Genomic DNA, 20,132 nt, shown 5'->3' on the forward strand with positions numbered 1-20,132 from the left:
TTCAGCCGAAAGGGTAGCCCAGCACGCAGTAGAAGCCGCGGATGTAGATGGTGAGCGCCGCGAACATCTCCGGCGCGAACGTGGTGATGGCGCCGACGCCGAACATGAACGCCATCAGCAGCACCGTGAACTCCGCCATGGCCTGCCCCCGCGAGCGGGGACGCCGCATCCACCGGTAGCCACGCGACAACCAGCCATTCATCGATTCGACTCCTGGGGAAGGGGGGCACGCTCGAGCACGAACGTGATGAGGGATTCGGGGGGACCGTCCTTGTCGAGCGGCGCCAGCGTCAGCGACAACCGCTCACCGGGGCGCTCGAAGTCGAGCACCTCCACGCCGCGCGCGAGGCTCCGGCCCGAAGGCGCGTAGCCTCGGGAGGGCATCTGCGCCCGGTAGAACTCCGCGAGCATCTGGGGCGTGCCGTGCGCCACCTGCGTGAGCGTGGTGCTGCCCGCGCCCAGGCCTTCGCTGCCTTCATCCACGCGCAGCACCGTCACCGCGCCCGGCGGCTGCGGCAGCGCCGCGGGCGCCGTGCCCTGCAGGTGGATGCCCTCGCGCGCCTCAACGACCGAGGGGAACACGAGCGTGCGCGTCGCGGCGCCGCCCACGCGGATGGTGGTGACGGCGACCAGCGCGCCCATCCGCTCGTCGTAGTAGTTCACGGAGCCGCCCCCCGCGCCGTCGTCCTGCGTGACGATGTGGCGGCCCCGCAGCCGGAACTCCCGCGCGTAGAACTCCAGCACCTCGCCCGGCGGGTGGTCCGTTTCGAAGTAGCCCATCTCCATGGGGCTGCCGTTGGTCACCAGCTGGCCCATGGGCACCATCACCGCGCCGGGGAAGGGCGGGATGAGCCGCTGCACCCGGCCCACGCCGGCATCCGGAAACGGCGGCGCCGGAGGAAGGGCGACCTGGGGCGTGGCGGGTGGCCTCGCCGGGGCCTCCGTCGACGGGGCCGGCGGGTCCTTGAGCAGCGCGGCGGTGGCCACGAGCGCGAGCAACCCGCCCAGGCCCAGCCAGCGCGTGAGCGCGCCCGTGTGGTCCGTCAGTCCGCTCATGGGACGCAGGCGTCGCTGTTGTAGCGGAAGTACGCCGCCGCCGCCGTCGTGGACTGCGTGTAGACGGACTCCGGCTGGTTGGAGATGATCGCGCCCTGGAAGAAGTTTCCCCGGCACCGGTACGAGCGCATGGGCCAGTTGTCGCCCCGGCCTCCGGAGTTGGAGAGGCCGCGCTTCGTCCGGATGTCGTTGGGCTCGCAGTTGCCGTAGCAGTAGCTGGTGTCGTTGCGCCAATAGGCGGCCTGGAGCACGTCGCCGGGCACCGTGCGCGTCGGCCGGACCGCGTTGAACCGGCCCGCGGCCGTCACCTCGCGGATGACCACGGACTGGCGGATGTATTCGTCGGAGAAGGGGAAATCGAGCCCCAGCACGGACAGCACCGCCGAGATGGAGTTCATCGCCCCGCCGCTGACGCCCGCGTAGACAATCTGGCTGGAGCGGTCATGCGTGAGCTGCTCCACGCGCGGATAGGTCTGCGATGGAGCGTCCCCCGGTCCCCACGCCTTCCACGTGTCGTGGAAGAGGTAGAAGTGCTCCTGGAAGTTCAGGTCCAGCTGGTTGCCGTCGAAGCCCGTCGTGTAGAGCGCCACTTCCCGGGGGATGATGTGGTTGATCATCCGGACCTGCACGTCCGCCTGGACCGCCCCCACGCTGGGGTCGAAGCCCATGTTCTCCGCCAGCTGCGCGGGAGAACCGCCCAGCGCTCCGATGGCCGCGCCCGCGATGCCTCCCACGCCGGCCTGCCCACCCATCTTGGACATGTCCGTGCCTTCGAGTGGCGCGTCCGCGTTCTGGGCCTGCACCTGGATGGTGAGGCCGTTGCGGTAGGCCGTGCCCAGCGTGCCCGTCTTGGTGGAGCCGTCCAGGTCCTGGTAGCGCTGCCTCGCCTCCGCCGCGACGGTGGACAGGTCCTGGCGCACGGTGCGCTCGAAGGCGACGAAGCGCGCCATCTCCGCCATCTTGATGCGCGCGCGCTGGACCTCCCAGAAGTAGTTCGCCCAGAGGACGAGCACGACGAGCAGCGGCGCCAGCAGCGCCAGCTCCACCGTCGCGGCTCCCCGTGAGGCACGGCGGCCCGGGCGCATCAGTAGTTGATGCCTTGAATGAGCCATTCGCTGTCCTCCCAGGCGGGCACCAGCCACTTGAGGTGATCCGCGTCCCAGTGCGTCTGCACGGGCGCCAGGCGCGCGGTCCAGAGCGGGTTGAAGAAGTTGGGCTCCTCCTTCCACGCATTGGGGCGGTGGTAGATGGCGCGGCCCACCGCCATGGCCATCATGCCGCCCGTGCGCTGGCGGAAGTCCGCCGCGTAGCCGTCCTGCTTGCCGCCCACGTACTCCCAGGTCATGTCCAGGTACGACTCGCGGATGCCCTCGTCGTTGTTCTCCGCGGTGTTGTACTTGCCGTCGCCGCTGCCCTCCATGAACGCGTTGCGCTTCAGGTTCTCCAGCTCGTAGACGGGGGCGCCGCCGGTGCGGTCCGCGCCCATGTCCTTGCCCAGGACGATGAGGTTGCACGGGTAGCCGAAGTGGTTCTGCCGGGGGCTGACGAAGCTGGTGTCGGACGTGATGAACGGCGTGATGCCCAGCCACGGGTGGTGGTCATCCGTCTTGTTGGAGCCGTATTCCTGGTGGAAGCCACCCCGGTTGTCCGCCGCCGCCCGGAAGCGCAGCCGGAAGACGTCGCTCCAGCCGAAGATGAAGCAGGTGGGGCGCACCTCGATGCGGATGTCGTCCGACGCGAAGAGCTGATCCTTGCGGTTGTTCTCGAAGTTCTCGTCGAAGCTCTTGATCTGACTGTCCGCCGTCTTGCGGATGCGCAGCTCGCCAATGACGACGCACAGCCGGAACTCCCATTTGCGGCCAATGAGGATGGGCCCCTCGCCCTCGGCCGTCCACGGCCGGCGCACGCCGTTGGCCAGGTTGCCCATGAGCAGGCGGTACTTGGCCATGTTCGGATCCGACAGCTTGTTGCCCGTCACCAGCTTTCCTCGCGTGAGCATGCCGGTGGGGTCCACGCCCATGGTGGGACTGCTGCTGAAGGGGCCGTCGTCCAGGACGTGCAGGAAGTTCTTGGCGTTGGAGTAGTTGATGTCGCTGGGGTTTCCGAACAGCGAGGCCACGGACGCGTTGTTGAAGGACTGCCCGGAGTCCATGTCCTCGGTGACGTCCGCGCGGGGGTCGGTCTGTTCGATGACGTTCCCCCGTCCCTTCGTGGTGTAGAGGTCGAAGAGGGTTCCCGTGAGCATGGCCTCCTGGGCCAGCCACAGCGCGACGTTGAGCGCTGTAATCACGGGGATGAGCAGTCGTGAGACGGTCTCCACCGTGACCTTCCAGGCTTTTATCGCCTGGGAGACCGCCGCGAAGACGGCGCCGATGCCGGGGATGTATTGCAGGTACTTGGCCGCGACGCCGATGGTGCGGTCCAGGTACACCGCGTGGCTCACGAAGGACATCAACGTGAGCATCGCGGAGTAGTGCACGATCATCGCGCGGTTGGTGTACGCGAGGAAGTTGTAGGCCCGCGCCTCCTTCACCGCCAGCGAGTACGCCTGCGCGTCCGCGGCGTCCTGCAGCTTGATCTTCTCGTAGACGCCCTGGCCAATGCCCACCGACGTCATGATGGTGACGGCCAGCACCAGCATGACCACCACCCCGAGCACCATGGCCTGCCCGCGCTCGTCGCGCCGCAGTCTTCGAAGAATCCGGAACATCGCTAGCCGTCCACGGCGCACGAGGTGGGGCCGTGCGTGCCGTTGAGGAGGTTGGACTGCATGCGCATCGAATAGGTGGCCACGACGGGGATGGCGAAGACGTTGCTGTCCGCGAGCGTGCGGATCTTCTTGTGGTCGTTGCTCTGGCCCGCGCCCTCGTCCTCCAGGTGGTCCGTGAGGCTGCCGCCGTTCACCTTCTGGGTGGTGAAGTTGACGCCCCGCATGGCCAGGCCGTTGAGCGCCTCGCGGCCCATGTAGAAGGCGTGCAGTTGCCAGTTCGCGAACGGGATGCGCATCTCGTAGAAGTACGTGATGCGCACCGTGAGGAGGTTGGCCTCGATGACCTGCGCGTTGCGGACGTCGTCGAAGTCCACCTCCAGGCCCGACAGGTGCGAGCCATAGGAGGAGAAGAGGGTGGGCAGCTGGCTGCGCCGGGGGTTGAGCACCTCCACCCGCACGCGCTCCAGGTTCACCTGCTGGTAGCGCTGGTTCTGGGCCGCCAGCTTGTCGTCCGTGTACGCGTCATGGACCAGCGCCACGTTGATGAGCGTGTCCACGCGGCCCTTGCCGCCGGACCTGGGCGGACCCAGGGTGGGCAGCAGCGCCACGTAGGCGGCGTCCTTCATGATCTCGCAGTCGCCGCTGTTGACGATGCCCGCGCGCGCCGCCCGGTACGCGGCGTACTCCGTCATCAGCCGCGCGTGGTGGAGCGTCCCCAACTGGATGATTCCCAGGATGAGGAACACCATCACCGGGATGACCAGCGCGGACTCCACGAGCGCCTGACCCGACTCACCGGGATGGGTTGAATGGGACCTTTTCATGGGACGTCCAATCTTCACACGGCGTGTTACCGGGATGCCAGTTGGCGGCCCCTCGGTCGGCCGCCAGCCTTCCCCACGAAACAGGGCGGTATCCAATACACGACGTAAAAAGACGGTATCGGACACGTGGACGCGCCGTGCCGAAAGGGGCCACCCGCCGGGTGGAGGCGAAAGCTACCGGGAGCGCTTTCCGGGTTTCGGGCCCTGCACCAGCGAGGCGACGAGGGTCCGCGCCAGCACTTCCGCCGGAGATCCCTGGAATCCGGAGCAGGTGAGCTTGAGGCTGATGATGCCGTGCAGCCCCGCCCAGAAGACCTCCGCCAGCTGCTCCGCGGGTGTGGCCTCCGGAGCCCGGCCGGCCGCCTTCAGGTCCGCGAAGGCCCTCACCAGCAGTGCGAAGGACCGGGGGCCCTCGCCGTGCAGCTTGTCCTGGAAGAGCTCCGCGGACAGCTTGGGGTCCTCCATGAAGATGAGGCGGTAGGTCTCCGGGTGCTCCAGGCCGAAGGCCACGTAGGCCTCCGCCATGCGTGACAGCCGCTCCACGGGCTCCTTCACGGTGGCCGGCGGCTCCAGCGCCGCGAGCAGCTCCTGGAAGCCGCGCACGCACAGCTCCCGCGCGATGGCGTCGCGGTTCTCGAAGTGCAGGTAGAGCGTGGCGGGCGCGTACTCCACCGCGTCCGCCAGCTTGCGCATGGAGAGGGCCCCGAACCCCTCCTTCATCACCATGTCGCGAGCCACCCGGAGGATGTTCTCCCGCAGCTCCGCCCGCTGTCGCTCCTTGCGCTCCGTGATGCCCATGTCACGAGGGTAGGCCTTGACGGAACGAACGGACAGCAATAAATGAACGGTGTTCACAGAACGGTGTTCATAAAAAGTTGGACCGTTCAATTTCCCCAGGAGAGCGACATGGAAACGGTGGCGTTGTTCGGCGCCTCGGGCGTCATCGGTCAGTCCGTGGCGCGGGCGCTCCAGGCGCAGGGGCGGGCCTACCGGGTGGTGGGGCGCTCGGAGGGCAGCCTGCGCAGGGAGTTCGGCGCGGATCCGCGGGCGGAGGTGGTGACGTGGAATCCGGAGGACCCGGCCTCCATCCGGGCCGCGGCGCGGGGCGTGCGGACCCTCCTCTACATGGTGGGGGTGAACTACTGGCAGTTCCACCTGCACCCGGAGCTGATGCGCCGCACGTTGGACGCGGCCATCGCGGAGGGCGTGGAGCGGGTGGTGCTCATCGGCACCGTGTATCCCTACGGCCTGCCGCGCACCGCGACGGTGACGGAGTCCCATCCGCGCGAGCCGAACTCCTACAAGGGCCGCATGCGCAAGGCGCAGGAGGACCTGCTGCTGGAGGCGGACGCCGCGGGGAGAATCAAGGGCACCATCCTCCGGCTGCCGGACTTCTACGGGCCGGGCGTGGAGCGCAGCTTCCTGTACCGGGCCTTCGTCGCGGCGAACCAGGGCAAGCGCGCCCCGCTCATCGGGCCGTTGGACACGCCGCATGAGTTCGTCTTCGTGAACGACGTGGGCCCCATCGTCACCGCGCTGATGGACGAGCCGCGCGCGTACGGCCGCTTCTGGAACCTGGCGGGCGCGGGCGCCACCACGCAGCGGGAGATGGTGAAGGAGATGTTCGCGCAGGCGGGCCACGCGCCGAAGACGCTGGCCATGGGGAAGGGGATGGTCCGCCTGGCGGGCCTCTTCGATCCCTTCATGCGCGAGCTGGTGGAGATGTACTACCTGCTCACGAACCCCGTGCTGATGGACGACTCCGCGCTGCGCGGCCTCTTGGGCACGGTGCAGAAGACGCCCTACGCGGATGGCATCCGCCAGACGCTCGCGGCGCTGCGCCGCGAGCAGGAGGCGAAGTCAGGTCCGGCCCGGGTCGCCGCGACGACCTGAGCCGGAGCGCTCACGCGGGCCGGGGCGCCGGAGGACGCGCGGGGCCCAGGCCGCGCTCCCGCGTGCGTTCGTTCGCCAGCCGCTGCCGGTGGCCCGCGAGCAGGTCGCTGCGGGTGAGGATGCCCACGACCTGCTGGGGCTGCACGCGGGAGACGACGGGCAGGCGGCCCACGCCCTCGTCCATCATCAGGTCCGCCGCCTCGCGCAGGGAGCTGTCCTCGAAGACGACCGCGGGCGGCCGCTTCACCACGTCCCTCAGCCGCCGGCCTTCGCTCGCGTGGCCATCCAGCAGGTCCCTGCGCGTGACGACGCCCACGAGCGTCCCTTCCCGTGACACGACGGGGAAGCCCTGGTGTTTGGAGCCCGAGGCGTCGGACGCAAGCCACGTGCGCACCTCCTCCAGGAGCATGTCCGCCTGCAGCGTCACCACGAGCTTGAGGCCGTGGTCGCGCACGAGCGCCGTCCCCAGCGCGTCCGCGCCCAGCTCCGTGGGGATGCGGGCGCCGCGGCGGGCCAGCTTCTCCGTCATGATGGAGTGCCGCATGAGCAGCGCGGACACCAGGTAGGACGCCGCGCAGCCGGCGAGCAGCGGCAGCAGGCCCAGCGGCTGCCGCGTGGTTTCGAAGGCGAACACCACCGACGCGAGCAGCGCGCGTGACGCCCCCGCGAAGAGGGCGGCCATGCCCACCAGCGCCGCGACGCGCACATCCACGCCCAGGCTGGGGAACAGCTGCGTGGCCAGCAACCCCAGGCCGGAGCCCAGGCCGCCGCCCAGCGTGAAGATGGGCGCCAGCGTTCCGCCGGACGTGCCGCTCCCCAGCGCGACGGACCAGGAGATGAACTTGAGCGCGCAGAAGACGAGCATCGTCGTCCCCACGAAGCGGCCGGACAGGATGTCCTCGATGTTGGTGTAGCCCACGCCCAGCGTGCGCGGGGACACGAAGCCCACCACGCCCACGACGATGGCGCCCAGCGCGGGCCACCACATCCAGTGGATGGGCAGCTTCTCGAACATGTCCTCCAGCCAGTACACCGCGCGCGTGCACGCCACGGAGGCTGCGCCGATGAAGAGGCCCATCACGCCGTAGAACGCGAGCGCGCTGCCGGACGGAGTCGTCAGGTCCGGGATGGCGAACGCGGGCGCGCCGCCCATGAAGGCGATGCGCACGCCGGTGGCGGTGGCGGTCGCCAGGGCCACGGGGATGACGGAGCGGGGCTTGAACTCGAAGAGCAGCAGCTCCACGGCCAGGAGCACGGCGGACACCGGCGCGCCGAACGTGGCGGCCATGCCCGCGGCGGCGCCCGCGGCGAGCAGCGCCTTGCGCTCATCCGCGGTGACGTGGAGCCCCTGTCCCAGCAGCGAGCCCAGCGCGCCACCCGTGGCGATGATGGGGCCCTCCGCGCCGAACGGGCCGCCGGTGCCGATGGCGATCGCCGCCGACAGGGGCTTGAGCAGCGTCATGCGGGGCGGGATGCGGCTCTGGTTGAACAGCACCTGCTCCATGGCCTCCGGAATGCCGTGGCCCCGGATGGCCCGCGAGCCGTAGCGCGCCATCAACCCCACGATGATGGCGCCCGCCACGGGCACCAGGATGACCCAGCCGCCCAGCATGTTGTCTCCGGGCGACACCGGCTGAGCGGACAGGCGCCCGAAGAAGGCCAGGTTGGTGACGAAGTGGATGAGGGAGCCCAGCCCCTGCGCCACCAGGCCCGCGACGACCGCGAGCACCACCGCCATGCCGCTGATGAGCACGGTGCGGGAGTCCACCGACACGGAGACGGGAGGGGTGCGCAGGCTGGCGAGCGCGGGGCCCATCGACGGGGCCACGGGGAGGCTGGAACGCGCCTCCGCGCCCTCGCCCAGGCCCTCTTCGATGCGTTCCCCATCAGGTTTCTTCATCGGTGTGCTCCTGTGTCTTTCCGCGCCGCGAAGGGCGCGCGTTTTCTTCCTCGAAGAAGAGCGGGGCCACGTCCCCGTCGAGCCCCAGGGCGCGCACCCAGGCGTCCAGCCCCTGGACCAGTCCCGCGCGCACGTCGGGCTTCATCCCGCGCAGCCCGGAGATGAGCCGGGCCTGGGCCATGGGCGGCGCCTTGCGGATGAGCGCGCGGCCCTTGGGCTCCAGCGCCACCTCCACGCGGCGGCCGTCCTCGTCGGAGCGGCGGCGGCTCACCAGCCCCTGCTCAATCAGCCTGGTGACGACGACGGACACGCTGCTCTGGTGCGTGAGCGTGCGCTCCGCGAGCGTATTGATGGAGCAGGGCCCGCTCTCCGCCAGTTCCTGGAGGATGAAGAGCTGGGCGCCGCTGATACCGACCAGCCGTTCGGAAGCGCGAGCAGAGACTCGCAGCAGCCGTACCAGCCGCCGCACGCCGTCCATGGCCGCGCGCACCTCTCCGGACGCCTCCGGGGGCGGTGGCGGCCGATTTGTATGGGAGCCCATATAATTGCCCGCAACCTACGGAGCAGGGGAGGCGGACACAAGCGAAAGTGCGGGGGATGCCTGGCTGCCTGGGGGCTGAGGAGTGGTTCACCGTCGGAGCGCACGGCCGGTACGTGTCACGACATGAACGACAGCGATGCCCTGACATGAAGCCCGGGCCTCGCGAGGAAACGGACCGCGGCTCAGGTGCCGGCGGTGAGGGACTGCTCGGCGGCGGGGTGCTCCTCGCTGCACACCTGCGAGGCATCCTCGGCCTGACGGGCCTCGGCTCCAGTCACGGAGGCGGTGGGCTCGGCGGGCGCAGGGGTTCCGTTCAGGCAGGGGGTGCCCATGTATTCACCACACGTCAAAGGATACTTGGGCCCCAGGAAACACTCCGTGTCGCAGTCATTGGCTTCACAGAAGCTGTTGCTGCACTGGGGCGGCAGGGCAAAGGCAGCCGTGGGGGCCAGCGAAAACACAGCGGAGGCAGTCAACAGGGACTTCACCAGCGTGCGCATGCGTGCTCCTCGTGAGGGGACTGCGCGGACACTGTGAGCCTGTTTCCCAGACAAGTAAATGCATGTCATGGGTCGGGTTTGGGGTCACCCGGGGCAGGGATTGTCATTGGGAAGCTTTCCGGCGTGACGGTGCAACGCCTTGCGTCGCGGGCGGCGGCACCGACGCGCTGTCGCGCTGCGCCAGCAACCAGTCCACGAAGAGGCGCGCGGCCGGACGCAGGCGCCGGTGCGCGGGGTACACCACGAAGTAGCTGGCGCGGGTGGGCACGATGGGCCCGGGCAGCCGGATGAGCCGGCCGTCCGCGAAGTAGGGCGTGGCGATCTTCTCGCGCGCCAGCGCCGCGCCCAGGCCCTGCACCGCGGCCATCAGCGCGCCGGTGGTGTCGCTGAAGCTGTAGCGCTCCTCGAACCGCGCCCCGCGCACACCCGCCGAGCGGAACCAGTCCTGCCAGCCCTGACGGGACAGGTCCGCGATGAGCGGGAGCTGCGCCACGTCCGCCGCGTCGCGCACGTGCTCGATGCCCGCGAGCCGCGCCGAGGCCACGGGGAACAGGGCGTCGTCCATGAGCGGCTGCGCGCTCAAGCCCGGCCAGGGCCCCTGGCCGTAGCGGATGCCCAGGTCCGGCCCGCCCTCGTCGAAGCGGGTGAGCGCCATCTCCGTGTCCACGTGGATCCGGATGCGCGGATGCCGCGTGGTGAAGTCCGGCATGCGCGGCAACAGCCACGCGTACGTCAGCGAGTGCACCGTGGTGACGCGCACCACGGCGTCCTCGTCCCGCGAATGCTTGAGGCCCCCGAGCACGTGGTCCATGTCCGACAGGGCGTTGCTGGCGGCGTCCGCGAGCTGGCGCCCCTCGGCCGTCAGCGCCACGCCCCGGGCATGCCGTTGGAAGAGCGCGACGCCCAGGCGGTCCTCCAGCTTGCGGACGTGGTGGCTGACGGCGCTCGCGGTCAGGTGCAGCTCCTCCGCCGCGCGGGCGAAGTTCTGGTGGCGGGCGGCGGACTCGAAGGCCGCCAGGGCGGGGAGCAGGTCGGTGTGGAGGGGCATGGGGACAAGCCTCAAATCTGGCTCATGTCTGACACGGAAAGGATGCGCTTGTGAAGAAAGGGCCTCGGCGTGAAGAGAGGGCCAGACAGAAGTCAGATTCCTTCCTCGCACGAGGGGGCCGCCATGAGCGCATCCGTTCCCACCCATCCCCAGGCCGTGACTCCCACCTTCAACCGGGCGTGGCTCACGCCGCTGGAACTGGGCGGGCTGGCGGCCATCTGGGGCACGTCCTTCCTGTTCCTGCGCATCGCGGCGCCGGCCTTCGGCCCCATTCCCCTGGTGGCGCTGCGCCTGGTGCTGGGCGCGGCGGTGCTGATGCCCTTCCTCTGGCGCGCGCGCTCGGCCCTCCGTCCCGCGCTGTGGCCCCGGCTGGCGCTGGTGGGCATCGTCAACGCGGCGGTGCCCTTCACGCTGTTCGCCTGGGCCGCGCGGCAGGCCCCCGTGGGTGTCGGGGCCATCACCAACAGCATGGCGGTGCTCTTCACCTCCCTGGTGGCGTTCCTCTTCTACGGAGAGCGCATCGGGGGCCGGCGCGCGGTGGCGCTGTTCGTGGGCTTCGCCGGGGTGGTGGTGCTGGCCAGCGGCAAGGCCGCGGGTACGAGCGTCGCCTGGGCCGCGGCGGCGGGGACCACGGGCGCGTTCCTCTATGGCATCGGCTCGAACCTGGTGCGCCGCCACTTCACCGGACTGCCAGCCGCCGCGGTCGCCGCCGCCACGCTGGCCTGCGGCGCGGTGCTGCTGCTGCCCTTCGCGGTGGCCACGTGGCCCACGGAGCCCATCGGCATGCGTCCCTGGCTGGCGGCGACGGCCCTGGGCGTCATCTGCACCGGCTTCGGGTACGCGGTGTTCTACCGCCTCATCCAGCGCATTGGCGCTCCGCGCGCCGCCGTCGTCACCTACCTGGTGCCGCTGTTCGCGCTGACCTGGGCCTGGCTGCTCCTGGGCGAGCCGCTGACGCCCACCATGCTGGCGGCGGGCACCCTCATCCTGGGGAGCGTGGCGCTGGGGCAGGCTCCCGCGGCGCCGAAGGCGAAGTGAGGCGTCAGCGCCGCTCGAACTTCCAGATGCGGTAGCCGTCGCGAACCGGCTGCATGAACCGCCGGACGATGAACGCCGGGACGCGCTTCCCGGCCAGCTCCAGCGCGCGCTGGGGCACGGAGGTGGAGGACGCGGCCGTGTAGCCCGCCTCCAGGAAGAGGGACTCCGGCGTGTCCGTCATGTCCTGGAAGGACGCGCCCATGCTGGCGAGCACCGCGTGCAGGTCGGCGCTGTACTCGCGCTGGAAGCTGGCGCGCATCAGGTCGCAGTACACGGCGTGGTGGGGGAACGCCTGCTGGAGCACCGCGAGCATGTCCCGGCGCTGCGCGGTGGACAGGTACATGAGCACGCCCTCGATGATGACGTGCGTGCGCTGTGCGTCCTGGTAGGGCTCGAGCTTCCGGGCGAGTGACTCCGTCCCGAAGTCGATGGGGAGCCGCTCGAGCGGATTCTTCGCCTCCGTCACCGGCAGCTTCGCGTCCTTGAGCGTGAGGATGGCGGGCTCGTCCACCTCCAGCCACCGGCCGCCGCGGAGCCGGTAGGCCCGCGTGTCGAAGCCCGCGCCCAGCACCACCACCCGCGCGTCCGGAGCGCGGTCCAGCTCCTCCTGTACCAACGCGTCGATGATCCGGTGCCGCGCGGCGTTGCTCGCGTTGGGCCGGTCGAAGGACTGGAAGTTGGACCAGATCCGCCGCGCCTCGTCATCCATGAAGCGGGCCGCGTAGGTGTCATTGCACAGCGGTCGTGGCTTGCGCGCGTCCTCCGCCCGGCAGGCCAGGGTGTAGTACGCGGTCTTCGAGATGGCGTTGGCCATGGTTGGCGCTCCTTGAAACCTGCTCGCAGCTTGCATGAGATACGCGCTTTCTCGAAAGGTTGGTCCAGATGCGATTCGTGATGGCGCTGGGCGTGGTCGCGTTGGGTGCGGGCTGTGCGCATGCTCCAAAGCCGCCGGACCCGGCGGCGCGGGCCCAGCGGCTCTCGGCGGAAGCAGAGCAGGCCTATGAAGCGTTGGACTTCGAGCGGTGCGCTGAGCGCTTCCGCGCCTCTGGCGAGGCGAACGGGGAGGGGCCGGACCGCGCGGAGTCCCTCTATCGTGCGGCAGGGTGTGCCTCGCTCGCGGGCCACACGGACGCGGCGGTGGAGGTGCTGAAGCAGGCGGTCCAGGGCGGCTACTTCGACGCGGATCACCTCGAATACAACCCGGAGCTGGCGGCGCTGCACGCGCTGCCCGCGTGGAGCGGAATCGTCGCGGAGGCCCGCGCCAACCTGGCGAAGGCACCCGATGCGCCATTCATGACGATGACGCTCATGGGCGTGGATGCCTTCGGTTCGCGGAAGGTGGACCGGGAGACGGTCCAGCGGCTGATGGGGCTGGAGGTGGGCAAGCCCATCGTGCACAGCGGCGCGATCTTCAAGCAGAAGGAGGCGGCGCTGCGTGAACAGTACGGCCTCGCCTATGCCCATGTGGGCATGTCCATCTACTTCGCCGAGGAGCGCAAGGGCACCGCCTTCGTGGTGGTGGACATGGTGGATGCCGCGGACGCGGCCCGGCTGCACTTCCTTCCCGAGCCCAAGGGTCACCCCACGGATCCGGAAGGACTGGTTGCCCGGTGGAACGACTATGTGCAGCGCCTGCAGCAGCTCCAGATGCAAGGCAAGCTGTCTGAAGACTCCAACTGCAAGGTTGCGAATTGCATCGGTGGGTTCGGCCATCCGGACCTCGCGTCCTTCGAGCCGGAGTTCATCGCGAAGGTGCCAGGGCAGCTGGACGCGCTGACCGCCATCGTGCGCGAGGAGGCGGACCCGGAGAAGCGGGTCGCGGCGGCATACCTGCTGGCCTACGCCCCCACGCTTGAGGAGACCGCGCTACGGCTGCAGCCCTTCACCCGTGATCCAGAGTCCGGCGTGCGCAACAGCGTGCTGCGCGTGCTGGCGTCCACGCAGGAAGCCGCGACGAAGCCCCTGCTGGATGTGGCGACGGTGGTGGACGCGGTGGCGATGCCGAAGGCGACCGACCGCAACAAGGCGACGCACCTCCTCTCCTATCTGCTGGACGACCTTTCACCCGAGGCGCTGAAGGCGCAGCGTTCCGGGCTGCTCCGCCAGCTGGGAGAACGGCTGGTGGAGATGTCCGCGCTCACGCTGCCCATCAACCGCGACCCCGCGGTCATGGTGCTGAAGCAGCTCTCCGGCGAGCAGTACGAGACCGCCGAGGAGTGGCGCGCGTGGCTCGCGCGTCAGCCGAAGTCGGAGGGGTAGGAGACCGCTCAGTCCCCGACGATGACGGAGACGGGCGTGGAGAACTGCCGCACGACGCAGTCCTCCGCGCCCCCGTCCTCCCACGCCAGCATCGCGAACTCGGCCGGTTCATCGAGCGCGATGATGGGGTGGTGCCACACGCCCCGGTGGTAGTTCACGCCCTGGCCGGGGCCGCAGACGAACGCGACGAGCCCGTCCAGGTCGGGCCCGCCTGAAGCCGCGGTCGGCGCGACGCACACCAGGAAGCGCGAGCAGCGCATGGGCAGGAACGCCTGGCTGGACTGGGGATGGTGTTCGAGCAGCTTCACGGTGAAGGGAATCTGCTGCGGCACGGAGCGGAACACGGCGAGGTTGGGCTTCGCCTCCGGCCGGCCGTTCTCCAGCCGCGCCGACCAGTCGAAGCGCACCGCGGTGCCCTGGTTCGCCGAAGCGCCGCTCTTGAGCCCGGCGGACACGACGTCTCCAAAGGGAGCGAAGCCCTCCTGCGTCAGGGGCAGGGCGACGATGGAACGGAGCGGGGCGGAAGCGTCCTTCATGAGGGGACTATAGGGGCGAGTGCCCGGGTCCCACCCCACCCCCGGTAGTCCTGATTCAAGGAGAACACGCCTCTTTCTTGACATCACGCGTCTAGATCTCTAGAGGAAGTGAAAATGAGAATGCCTATCATTTTCATGTCCGGGCCCCCGTCCCGGCTGAAAAGGGCAGGCGCTCATCCCCCCACTCCAAGAGGCCACTGCCGATGAAGCATCTGTTTGCCTTGCGTTCCTTGCGACTCTCCACCGTGGCGATCGCCCTGTCCCTGTTCGCGGGCTGCGGCGACGACGAAGCGGAAGGAACGGACACGAACGGTCCGCTGTACGCCATCACCACCCAGATGCTCGCGGAGGACCCCTCCGACAGCTACGTCCTGGTGACGCCGGACGCGGAGAAGGCCGCGTCGCTGTCGCTGGACGGCGCCATCAAGATTTCCGGCCGCGCCCTGGGCGTGGGCATCCCCAAGACGGGCTCCGTCTACGTGGTGAGCGACGAGAGCGCCACGGTGACCCGCTACAAGCTCAACAGCGCCGGCAAGCTGGAGGCCTCGGGCACCGTGAGCTTCAGCGCCCAGGGCGTGACGTCGCTGGGCGAGTACCAGGCCAACTTCCAGTTCGTCTCGGAGACGAAGGCGTACTTCTTCGACGGTAACGCCGCGAAGATCGTCATCTGGAACCCCACGGCGATGACCGTGACGGGCACCCGCTCGCTGGACGCCCTGGTCCTCCCGGACACGGTCATGGCGTTCTCCGGCGCGGTCGTGCGGACCGGTGGGCAGATCATCATGCCCGTGGGCTGGCGGCCGGTGGAGGGCAGCAGCGTCACGAAGAAGGCGGGCGTGGTCTCCATCGACACGGCGACGGACTCCGTCACGCTCGCGACGGACGACCGCTGCGGCTACACGCACGACGCCGCGCTCGGCACCGACGGCAAGGTGTACATCGCGACGGAGGCGTACGGCGCGGCGTCGCGCCGGGTGGTGGGCGTGGAATCGCCGGAGCCCTGCCTGCTCCGGTTTGATCCGACGACGCGGGACTTCGACAAGACCTTCTACCGCTCGCTGGCGGAGCTGGTGGGCGGTGGCACCGCGGGCGCGCTCATCCCGAGCCACACGCCGGGAACGGCGTACGTGCGCGTGCTCGATGAGAGCATCACTCCGGTGTCGGAGGGTTCGCATCCGCGCACGCTCGCGAGCGGCACCGGCTGGCAGTGGTGGGAGCTGAACCTGGCCACGCTGACCGCGACGCGGAAGGCTGACTTCCCGTCCACCTCCGGCAGCGTCTTCCTCTTCGAGTCGGAGAACCAGACGCTCTACACCGAGTTCGGGGCCGGCGCCTCGTCCACCACCTTCCGGGTGCTGGGCGACAACGGCAAGGCCACGGTGAAGACGCCGGGCCTGTCCTTCTCCTTCCTCCAGCTGCGCTAGTCCCAGGACCGAAGACCATGAACGGCAATTCGATGCGCCACGCGGGCGTGTTTGTCATTGCGCTGTTGGGGGCGACGTCCGCCTTCGCCACCAGCACGGGCATCAGCGGCAACTCCGGTAAGGACACGGCGACCTGCAACACGTGCCACAAGGGCGGTGAGGCTCCCACCGTGGAGTTCGAGGGCCCCTCGACGCTGGAGAAGGGCGCCACCGGCCAGTACACCCTCATCATCCGGGGCGGGGCCGCGAAGACGGGCGGCGCGGGCATCGCCGTGGACGACGCGGGGGCCAGCCTCGTGGCCGGCACCGGGCTGAAGAAGCTGGGCAGTGAGCTTTCCCACTCCGCGCCCCAGGCCTTCACGGGCACGGAGCTGCGCTTCAACTTCTCGCTCGTCGCGCCCGCCACGGACGTCACGCTCAACCTCTTCGGCGCGGGCAACTCGGCGAACGCGGACCAGAAGAGCGACGGCGACCGCGCGGCGTCCACGAAGCTGAGCATCAAGGTGGGCAACGGCTCGCCCGTGACGGAACAGCCGGGCGGTGGCGAAGACGAGGGCGGGGGCTGCGCCGCCGCGAGCAGCGCTCCGTTCTGGGCGCTCGCGCTGGCCGGCCTGCCGCTGGCGGTGAGCCGCCGTCGCCGCCGGAGCTGAAGCACCCACGGTCGTCTTGAAGTATTGGGCCCCTTTCCCGCATGCGTGGGGAAGGGGCCTTCTTTCGCGTCAGTCCGCGAAGGAACCGGGCTCCTTGCAATGTGTCTGACAACCGGCCGCCGGACAGGGGAGGGACCCTGCCCGGCGCGTCAAAGCCGGTTACTTCGCGGCGACGGTGGACTCGCCCAGGATGTTGAAGGTGCTGGCGGCGGCCTTCACGTCGATGGAGGAGAAGCCGGTGTACGGATAGTGGCCGTCACCGATGTCCTCGACGATCTCCAGGAAGTCGCCGCTGACGGGCTTGCCATCCACATTCAGCGTGAAGGCGTCACCGGTGCCGCGGAAGGTCCAGCTGCAGGCGCCCGGGGCGACGCGGCCGTACATGCTGCTCCCCATGCCGTGGTTCTTGAAGCCGAAGTCGTACCGCGTGAGCCCGATGTGGATCTGGTACCACACCGAACCGACGCCGTAATCGGGCTCGAAGTAGTGCGAGTTCATCAGCATGTTGCCGCGCCACAGGTTGACGGTGAAGGGCGAACCGCCCGCCCGGCCCGTGAACGAGGGCCGCAGGGTCACCTGATCGCGGTCCTTGCCCGGCTGGACGCTGATGGTGCTGACCACCTGGTCGCCGTCACGCGCGGCGAGCGTGAAGCCCTGGCCCGCGGCGCCCACGCCACCCAGCTCCGTCTTCAGCACCCAGTCGACGGCGCGAGGGAACTCGCTGGAGAAGCCGTCCGTCTTCACGTTGGTCAGGTTGGACACGGCGATGCTCTTGCCGGTCTTCGTGAGCGTCGCGCGGCCCGTCGCGCAGTTCTTGATGCCCTCGAAGCCCTCGATACAGGTCCGCTCGGCCTTGGCTTCCTGCGTGGTGAGCGAGTCACCCGTGCTCGTGGTGGGCTCTTCACCCTGGCAGCCCGCGGCCGTGACACTCAGGAGCGCGGCCGTCAGCAGGCGGCCCGTCAGCTTCATCATCATGGAGAGACCTCTCGTCGGTGGGGGATGACTGCGTGCCGGTCCCGGTAAAGCCCGGCGCGGGTCGTTCATGCACCCACCGAGCCACCCGTCGACCCGGTGGCTCCTCCTCTGGGCAGGGCGCCGTGAGGCCAGTCCGCGTGGCGTGTCAGGTCACAGCCAGGCGCACTGCGTAACCTGTCGTGTCACACGGGAGCGGAGGGATCGAGCCCCGGGTTCCCGGTCGGGAAAGGGCCGGAAGGACGCGGCGCGCCCCGCCCCCTCTCTGTCATCCCGGCCGTCCGTCTCCACCGTGAGTGAAGGAGGCAAAGACTGTCATGGCTCAGGGATATTCCATCAACATCGGTTTGAACGCGGTGGATCCGAAGCACTACGCGGGCTGGGATGGCCAGCTGCAGGCGTGCGAAGCGGACGCCGAGGACATGGTCAGCATCGCGAAGGCGCAGGAGTTCAGCCGCGTCCGCCCCTTCCTCACGAAGGACGCCACGCGCGCGAAGGTGCTGGCGGAGGTGGGCGAGGCGGCGTCGGTGCTCCAGGCGGGGGACCTGCTGCTGTTCACCTATTCAGGGCACGGCGGCCAGCTCCCCGACATGAACGGGGATGAGGACGACGGGCTGGATGAGACGTGGTGTCTGTATGACGGGGAGCTCGTCGACGACGAAATCTACCAGGCGATGGGGAAGCTCAAGGCGGGCGTGCGGGTCTTCATGCTCTCCGACAGCTGCCACAGCGGCACGGTGAGCAGCGTGGCCTATGCGGCCCTGCGCTCCAGCGGCAGCCTGCAACTGCTGGCGGATTCGATGCGGACCACGGAGCCCGCGGAGCGGCGCTTCAAGGAGATGCCCCTGGGCATCGAGCGGCGCACGTACCGCGAGAACAAGGCGATGTACGACGGCATCCTGAAGGGGCTGCCCAAGGACGACCCGAGGCTGACGCTCAAGGCCACGGTGCTGCTCATCTCCGGCTGCCAGGACAACCAGCTCTCCAGCGACGGCGAGTACAACGGCCTCTTCACGGCCAAGCTGCTGCGCGTCTGGAACGAAGGGAAGTTCAAGGCCAGCTACCCGACCTTCCACCGCCGCATCCTGCGCACCATGCCGCCCATCCAGTCTCCGGCGTACTCCATCATCGGAGTCCCCAGCCGCGAGTTCGAGCGCATGGTGCCATTCCACGTCGGCTGACGCGAAGGGGTCAACGGGCCTGGACGGCGCGGAGGCCCTCCTGACCAGCGGAGTGGACGGTTTCGCGAAAGGGCTCGCTGGGACGGCCCCTGGCTCGCGAAATGCTTTGCCTCCCTGGGTCTCACAACCCAGGGGGTCTCATGGAGAAGGCCGGCAAGACCGATTCGTTCATGCAGTCCACGCGCATGCCCACGTCCACGGTGGATGCGTTGACCGCATGGTGGGACCGCAGGCTGCCAAACAACCTCGCATACAGCGGCTACCTGCCGTTCAAGGTCAAGATCGAGAGCAATGCGCTCGAGGATGGGGTTCGGGTGCTGCGCTTCTTCGTGGTCGGCCATCCCTCGCCCGCCGACAAGCCCTTCGAGCTGAAGCTGCAGCTCGAACATGGCTACGTCTGGCCCGACCTGCCTTCGACGGCCCAGTGGGGCTTCAAGGACCAGTTCGGGTTTCTCTTCCTGACCTCGCTGTGGCTGTCGCAGAACGGTGTTCCCGAGGCGCTCGCTGAAGGCGGCGGCAAGTGGCCGATTGGTGCCGCCTTGGCGCCCGCGCTCGCCCTTCAGGTGCTGGAGGCGCTGCAGGACGAAGGTCTGCGCCAGCAGGTGCAGCGGCTGATGGCTGAGCACCTCCCTTCGAAGGGCTGAGCGCACCATGGACTCCTACCTCACGGTGATCTCCTACCCGGCGAAGATGGAGACCGTCTTCGAGAGCATCGCCTTCAACGTGCAACGGCAGGACTCGCAAGAACGGCAGGACGCGCAGCACCGCTTCTACAGGTGCCAGGACCCGGCCCAGCTCTACGAAATCGTCATGGGCGCCGGGCGTCTGCTCACGCGCCTCGACCTCGTGGGCCATGGCTCTCCCACGCGCTTCCGGCTCGGAGATGGCGACCTGCTGGAACTGGGGCGCGAACCGCACCCGGTGCTCAAGCAACTGGCCAAGGAGCTGCCCGACGACATCGAGGTCCGCGTCCTGGGATGCCTGACGGGCATTGGCCAGGAGGGCCTCGCCATGATCCAGGCCGCCTCCGCGGCCCTGGGAGACAAGACTGTGATTGGGACGACCTCGCGGGTGGAGCCGGAGCACTTCGGGGCCGAGGGGCTGCTGAACAGCTTCACGGCGACTCACTCCTCCCGCAGGACCGACATCGCGAGGCCCTTGCCAATCCCTTTCACGGCTCCGGCGATTGGAGCCGCGTCCGGGCGCAATCCGTACCTCACCCATCTGCTCACGCTGGACATGCAGGACGTGGAGGCCTTGCTTCATTGGAAGCAGTTCTTCCCCGCGGGTTTCCAGCCGCTGGGCCGAGGTCAACCCCTGGCGCGGCCGGACTTCAGCCTCCGCCACGAGGGAATCCAGGTCACGTTCGCCTGCGACTGCCGGTTGGTGCTCATCCACGACGTCCCCGGCAAGCCGCCCCTGCTGATGGGCTGGAGCAGCCCGGATCCCGTCCCTCTCCTGCCCGCGATGATGCAGGCGCTGGGGGCTGACGGGCTTCCAGGGCTCTTGTTCGCGCCTGCCACGCCTCACCCGGAGCCTCGCGGGACGAAGCGCTCACGGAGGCGCTGAGTCCTTCGCGGTCCAGTTCGGATGTCTCAAC

21 protein-coding genes are annotated in these 20,132 nt (G+C 69.1%); 8 read left to right on the forward strand and 13 right to left on the reverse strand.

Going from position 1 to position 20,132, the window contains the following annotated elements; all coding sequences use genetic code 11:
- Window position 1: 1 nt before the first annotated feature.
- The 6 genes from D7X99_RS12610 to D7X99_RS12635 form a co-directional block, all read right to left on the reverse strand.
- Window positions 2-202, reverse strand: coding sequence for a hypothetical protein (locus D7X99_RS12610; protein WP_121778017.1), 201 nt, complete (start codon window positions 200-202; stop codon window positions 2-4).
- The gene (locus D7X99_RS12615; protein WP_121778018.1) at window positions 199-1,056 is read right to left on the reverse strand and encodes a hypothetical protein; all 858 of its coding nucleotides are present in this window, start codon (window positions 1,054-1,056) and stop codon (window positions 199-201) included. Before D7X99_RS12615 ends, D7X99_RS12610 begins: the two co-directional genes overlap by 4 nt.
- On the reverse strand, window positions 1,053-2,141 hold the full coding sequence (locus D7X99_RS12620) for a pilus assembly protein (protein ID WP_211483853.1): 1,089 nt from the start codon (window positions 2,139-2,141) through the stop codon (window positions 1,053-1,055). Before D7X99_RS12620 ends, D7X99_RS12615 begins: the two co-directional genes overlap by 4 nt.
- Window positions 2,141-3,766, reverse strand: a complete 1,626-nt coding sequence (locus tag D7X99_RS12625; protein WP_121778020.1) for a pilus assembly protein — start codon at window positions 3,764-3,766, stop codon at window positions 2,141-2,143. The genes D7X99_RS12620 and D7X99_RS12625 overlap by 1 nt, the downstream gene beginning before the upstream one ends.
- 2 nt (window positions 3,767-3,768) lie before the next feature.
- Window positions 3,769-4,590, reverse strand: coding sequence for a TadE family protein (locus tag D7X99_RS12630; protein WP_121778021.1), 822 nt, complete (start codon window positions 4,588-4,590; stop codon window positions 3,769-3,771).
- 174 nt (window positions 4,591-4,764) lie between these two features.
- Complete coding sequence (locus tag D7X99_RS12635) at window positions 4,765-5,388, reverse strand: TetR/AcrR family transcriptional regulator (RefSeq protein WP_171805199.1); 624 nt, start codon at window positions 5,386-5,388, stop codon at window positions 4,765-4,767.
- 108 nt (window positions 5,389-5,496) lie between these two features.
- Here D7X99_RS12635 and D7X99_RS12640 point away from each other — a divergent pair, with 108 nt between their 5' ends.
- On the forward strand, window positions 5,497-6,483 hold the full coding sequence (locus D7X99_RS12640; RefSeq protein WP_121778023.1) for an NAD-dependent epimerase/dehydratase family protein: 987 nt from the start codon (window positions 5,497-5,499) through the stop codon (window positions 6,481-6,483).
- A 10-nt stretch (window positions 6,484-6,493) separates the two neighbouring features.
- Here the strand turns inward: D7X99_RS12640 and D7X99_RS12645 are convergent, their stop codons facing one another.
- The 4 genes from D7X99_RS12645 to D7X99_RS12660 form a co-directional block, all read right to left on the reverse strand.
- Window positions 6,494-8,383, reverse strand: coding sequence for a chloride channel protein (locus D7X99_RS12645; protein ID WP_121778024.1), 1,890 nt, complete (start codon window positions 8,381-8,383; stop codon window positions 6,494-6,496).
- Window positions 8,370-8,924, reverse strand: a complete 555-nt coding sequence (locus D7X99_RS12650) for a MarR family winged helix-turn-helix transcriptional regulator (protein WP_121778025.1) — start codon at window positions 8,922-8,924, stop codon at window positions 8,370-8,372. The genes D7X99_RS12645 and D7X99_RS12650 overlap by 14 nt, the downstream gene beginning before the upstream one ends.
- A gap of 182 nt (window positions 8,925-9,106) precedes the next feature.
- On the reverse strand, window positions 9,107-9,424 hold the full coding sequence (locus tag D7X99_RS12655; protein WP_121778026.1) for a hypothetical protein: 318 nt from the start codon (window positions 9,422-9,424) through the stop codon (window positions 9,107-9,109).
- 103 nt (window positions 9,425-9,527) lie between these two features.
- Window positions 9,528-10,472 (reverse strand): LysR substrate-binding domain-containing protein, encoded by a 945-nt coding sequence (locus D7X99_RS12660; RefSeq protein WP_121778027.1) that lies wholly within the window; start codon window positions 10,470-10,472, stop codon window positions 9,528-9,530.
- A 123-nt stretch (window positions 10,473-10,595) separates the two neighbouring features.
- Here D7X99_RS12660 and D7X99_RS12665 point away from each other — a divergent pair, with 123 nt between their 5' ends.
- Entirely contained in the window at window positions 10,596-11,510 is a 915-nt protein-coding gene (locus D7X99_RS12665; RefSeq protein ID WP_121778028.1) for a DMT family transporter, read from the forward strand.
- Between the two features lie 4 nt (window positions 11,511-11,514).
- Here D7X99_RS12665 and D7X99_RS12670 read toward each other — a convergent pair whose 3' ends face one another.
- Window positions 11,515-12,324, reverse strand: a complete 810-nt coding sequence (locus D7X99_RS12670) for an SAM-dependent methyltransferase (protein ID WP_158626996.1) — start codon at window positions 12,322-12,324, stop codon at window positions 11,515-11,517.
- 68 nt (window positions 12,325-12,392) lie between these two features.
- On the opposite strand from D7X99_RS12670, the gene D7X99_RS12675 reads away from it, so the two are divergent.
- Entirely contained in the window at window positions 12,393-13,769 is a 1,377-nt protein-coding gene (locus tag D7X99_RS12675; protein WP_121778030.1) for a hypothetical protein, read from the forward strand.
- A gap of 8 nt (window positions 13,770-13,777) precedes the next feature.
- Here D7X99_RS12675 and D7X99_RS12680 read toward each other — a convergent pair whose 3' ends face one another.
- Window positions 13,778-14,305, reverse strand: coding sequence for an ureidoglycolate lyase (locus D7X99_RS12680; RefSeq protein ID WP_121778031.1), 528 nt, complete (start codon window positions 14,303-14,305; stop codon window positions 13,778-13,780).
- A gap of 221 nt (window positions 14,306-14,526) precedes the next feature.
- Here D7X99_RS12680 and D7X99_RS12685 point away from each other — a divergent pair, with 221 nt between their 5' ends.
- Together D7X99_RS12685 and D7X99_RS12690 are read left to right on the forward strand one after the other, a co-directional pair.
- Window positions 14,527-15,729 (forward strand): MxcI protein, encoded by a 1,203-nt coding sequence (locus D7X99_RS12685; protein WP_233613327.1) that lies wholly within the window; start codon window positions 14,527-14,529, stop codon window positions 15,727-15,729.
- A gap of 17 nt (window positions 15,730-15,746) precedes the next feature.
- The gene (locus D7X99_RS12690) at window positions 15,747-16,379 is read left to right on the forward strand and encodes an MXAN_6652 family MXYO-CTERM-anchored protein (protein WP_121778033.1); all 633 of its coding nucleotides are present in this window, start codon (window positions 15,747-15,749) and stop codon (window positions 16,377-16,379) included.
- Between the two features lie 159 nt (window positions 16,380-16,538).
- On the opposite strand, the gene D7X99_RS12695 is transcribed toward D7X99_RS12690, so the two are convergent.
- On the reverse strand, window positions 16,539-17,354 hold the full coding sequence (locus tag D7X99_RS12695; RefSeq protein WP_121778034.1) for a hypothetical protein: 816 nt from the start codon (window positions 17,352-17,354) through the stop codon (window positions 16,539-16,541).
- A gap of 314 nt (window positions 17,355-17,668) precedes the next feature.
- Here D7X99_RS12695 and D7X99_RS12700 point away from each other — a divergent pair, with 314 nt between their 5' ends.
- The 3 genes from D7X99_RS12700 to D7X99_RS12710 all read left to right on the forward strand — a co-directional run bounded on the left by D7X99_RS12700 (window position 17,669) and on the right by D7X99_RS12710 (window position 20,101).
- Window positions 17,669-18,532: a caspase family protein gene (locus D7X99_RS12700; protein WP_121778035.1), complete on the forward strand. Its 864-nt coding sequence runs from the start codon at window positions 17,669-17,671 to the stop codon at window positions 18,530-18,532.
- A 140-nt stretch (window positions 18,533-18,672) separates the two neighbouring features.
- Window positions 18,673-19,176 (forward strand): hypothetical protein, encoded by a 504-nt coding sequence (locus D7X99_RS12705; RefSeq protein ID WP_120596659.1) that lies wholly within the window; start codon window positions 18,673-18,675, stop codon window positions 19,174-19,176.
- A 7-nt stretch (window positions 19,177-19,183) separates the two neighbouring features.
- Window positions 19,184-20,101 (forward strand): hypothetical protein, encoded by a 918-nt coding sequence (locus D7X99_RS12710; RefSeq protein ID WP_120596658.1) that lies wholly within the window; start codon window positions 19,184-19,186, stop codon window positions 20,099-20,101.
- The last annotated feature ends 31 nt before the right edge of the window (window positions 20,102-20,132 follow it).

It is taken from the genome of Corallococcus sp. AB032C (assembly GCF_003668935.1).
GTDB classification, from domain to species: domain Bacteria; phylum Myxococcota; class Myxococcia; order Myxococcales; family Myxococcaceae; genus Corallococcus; species Corallococcus exiguus.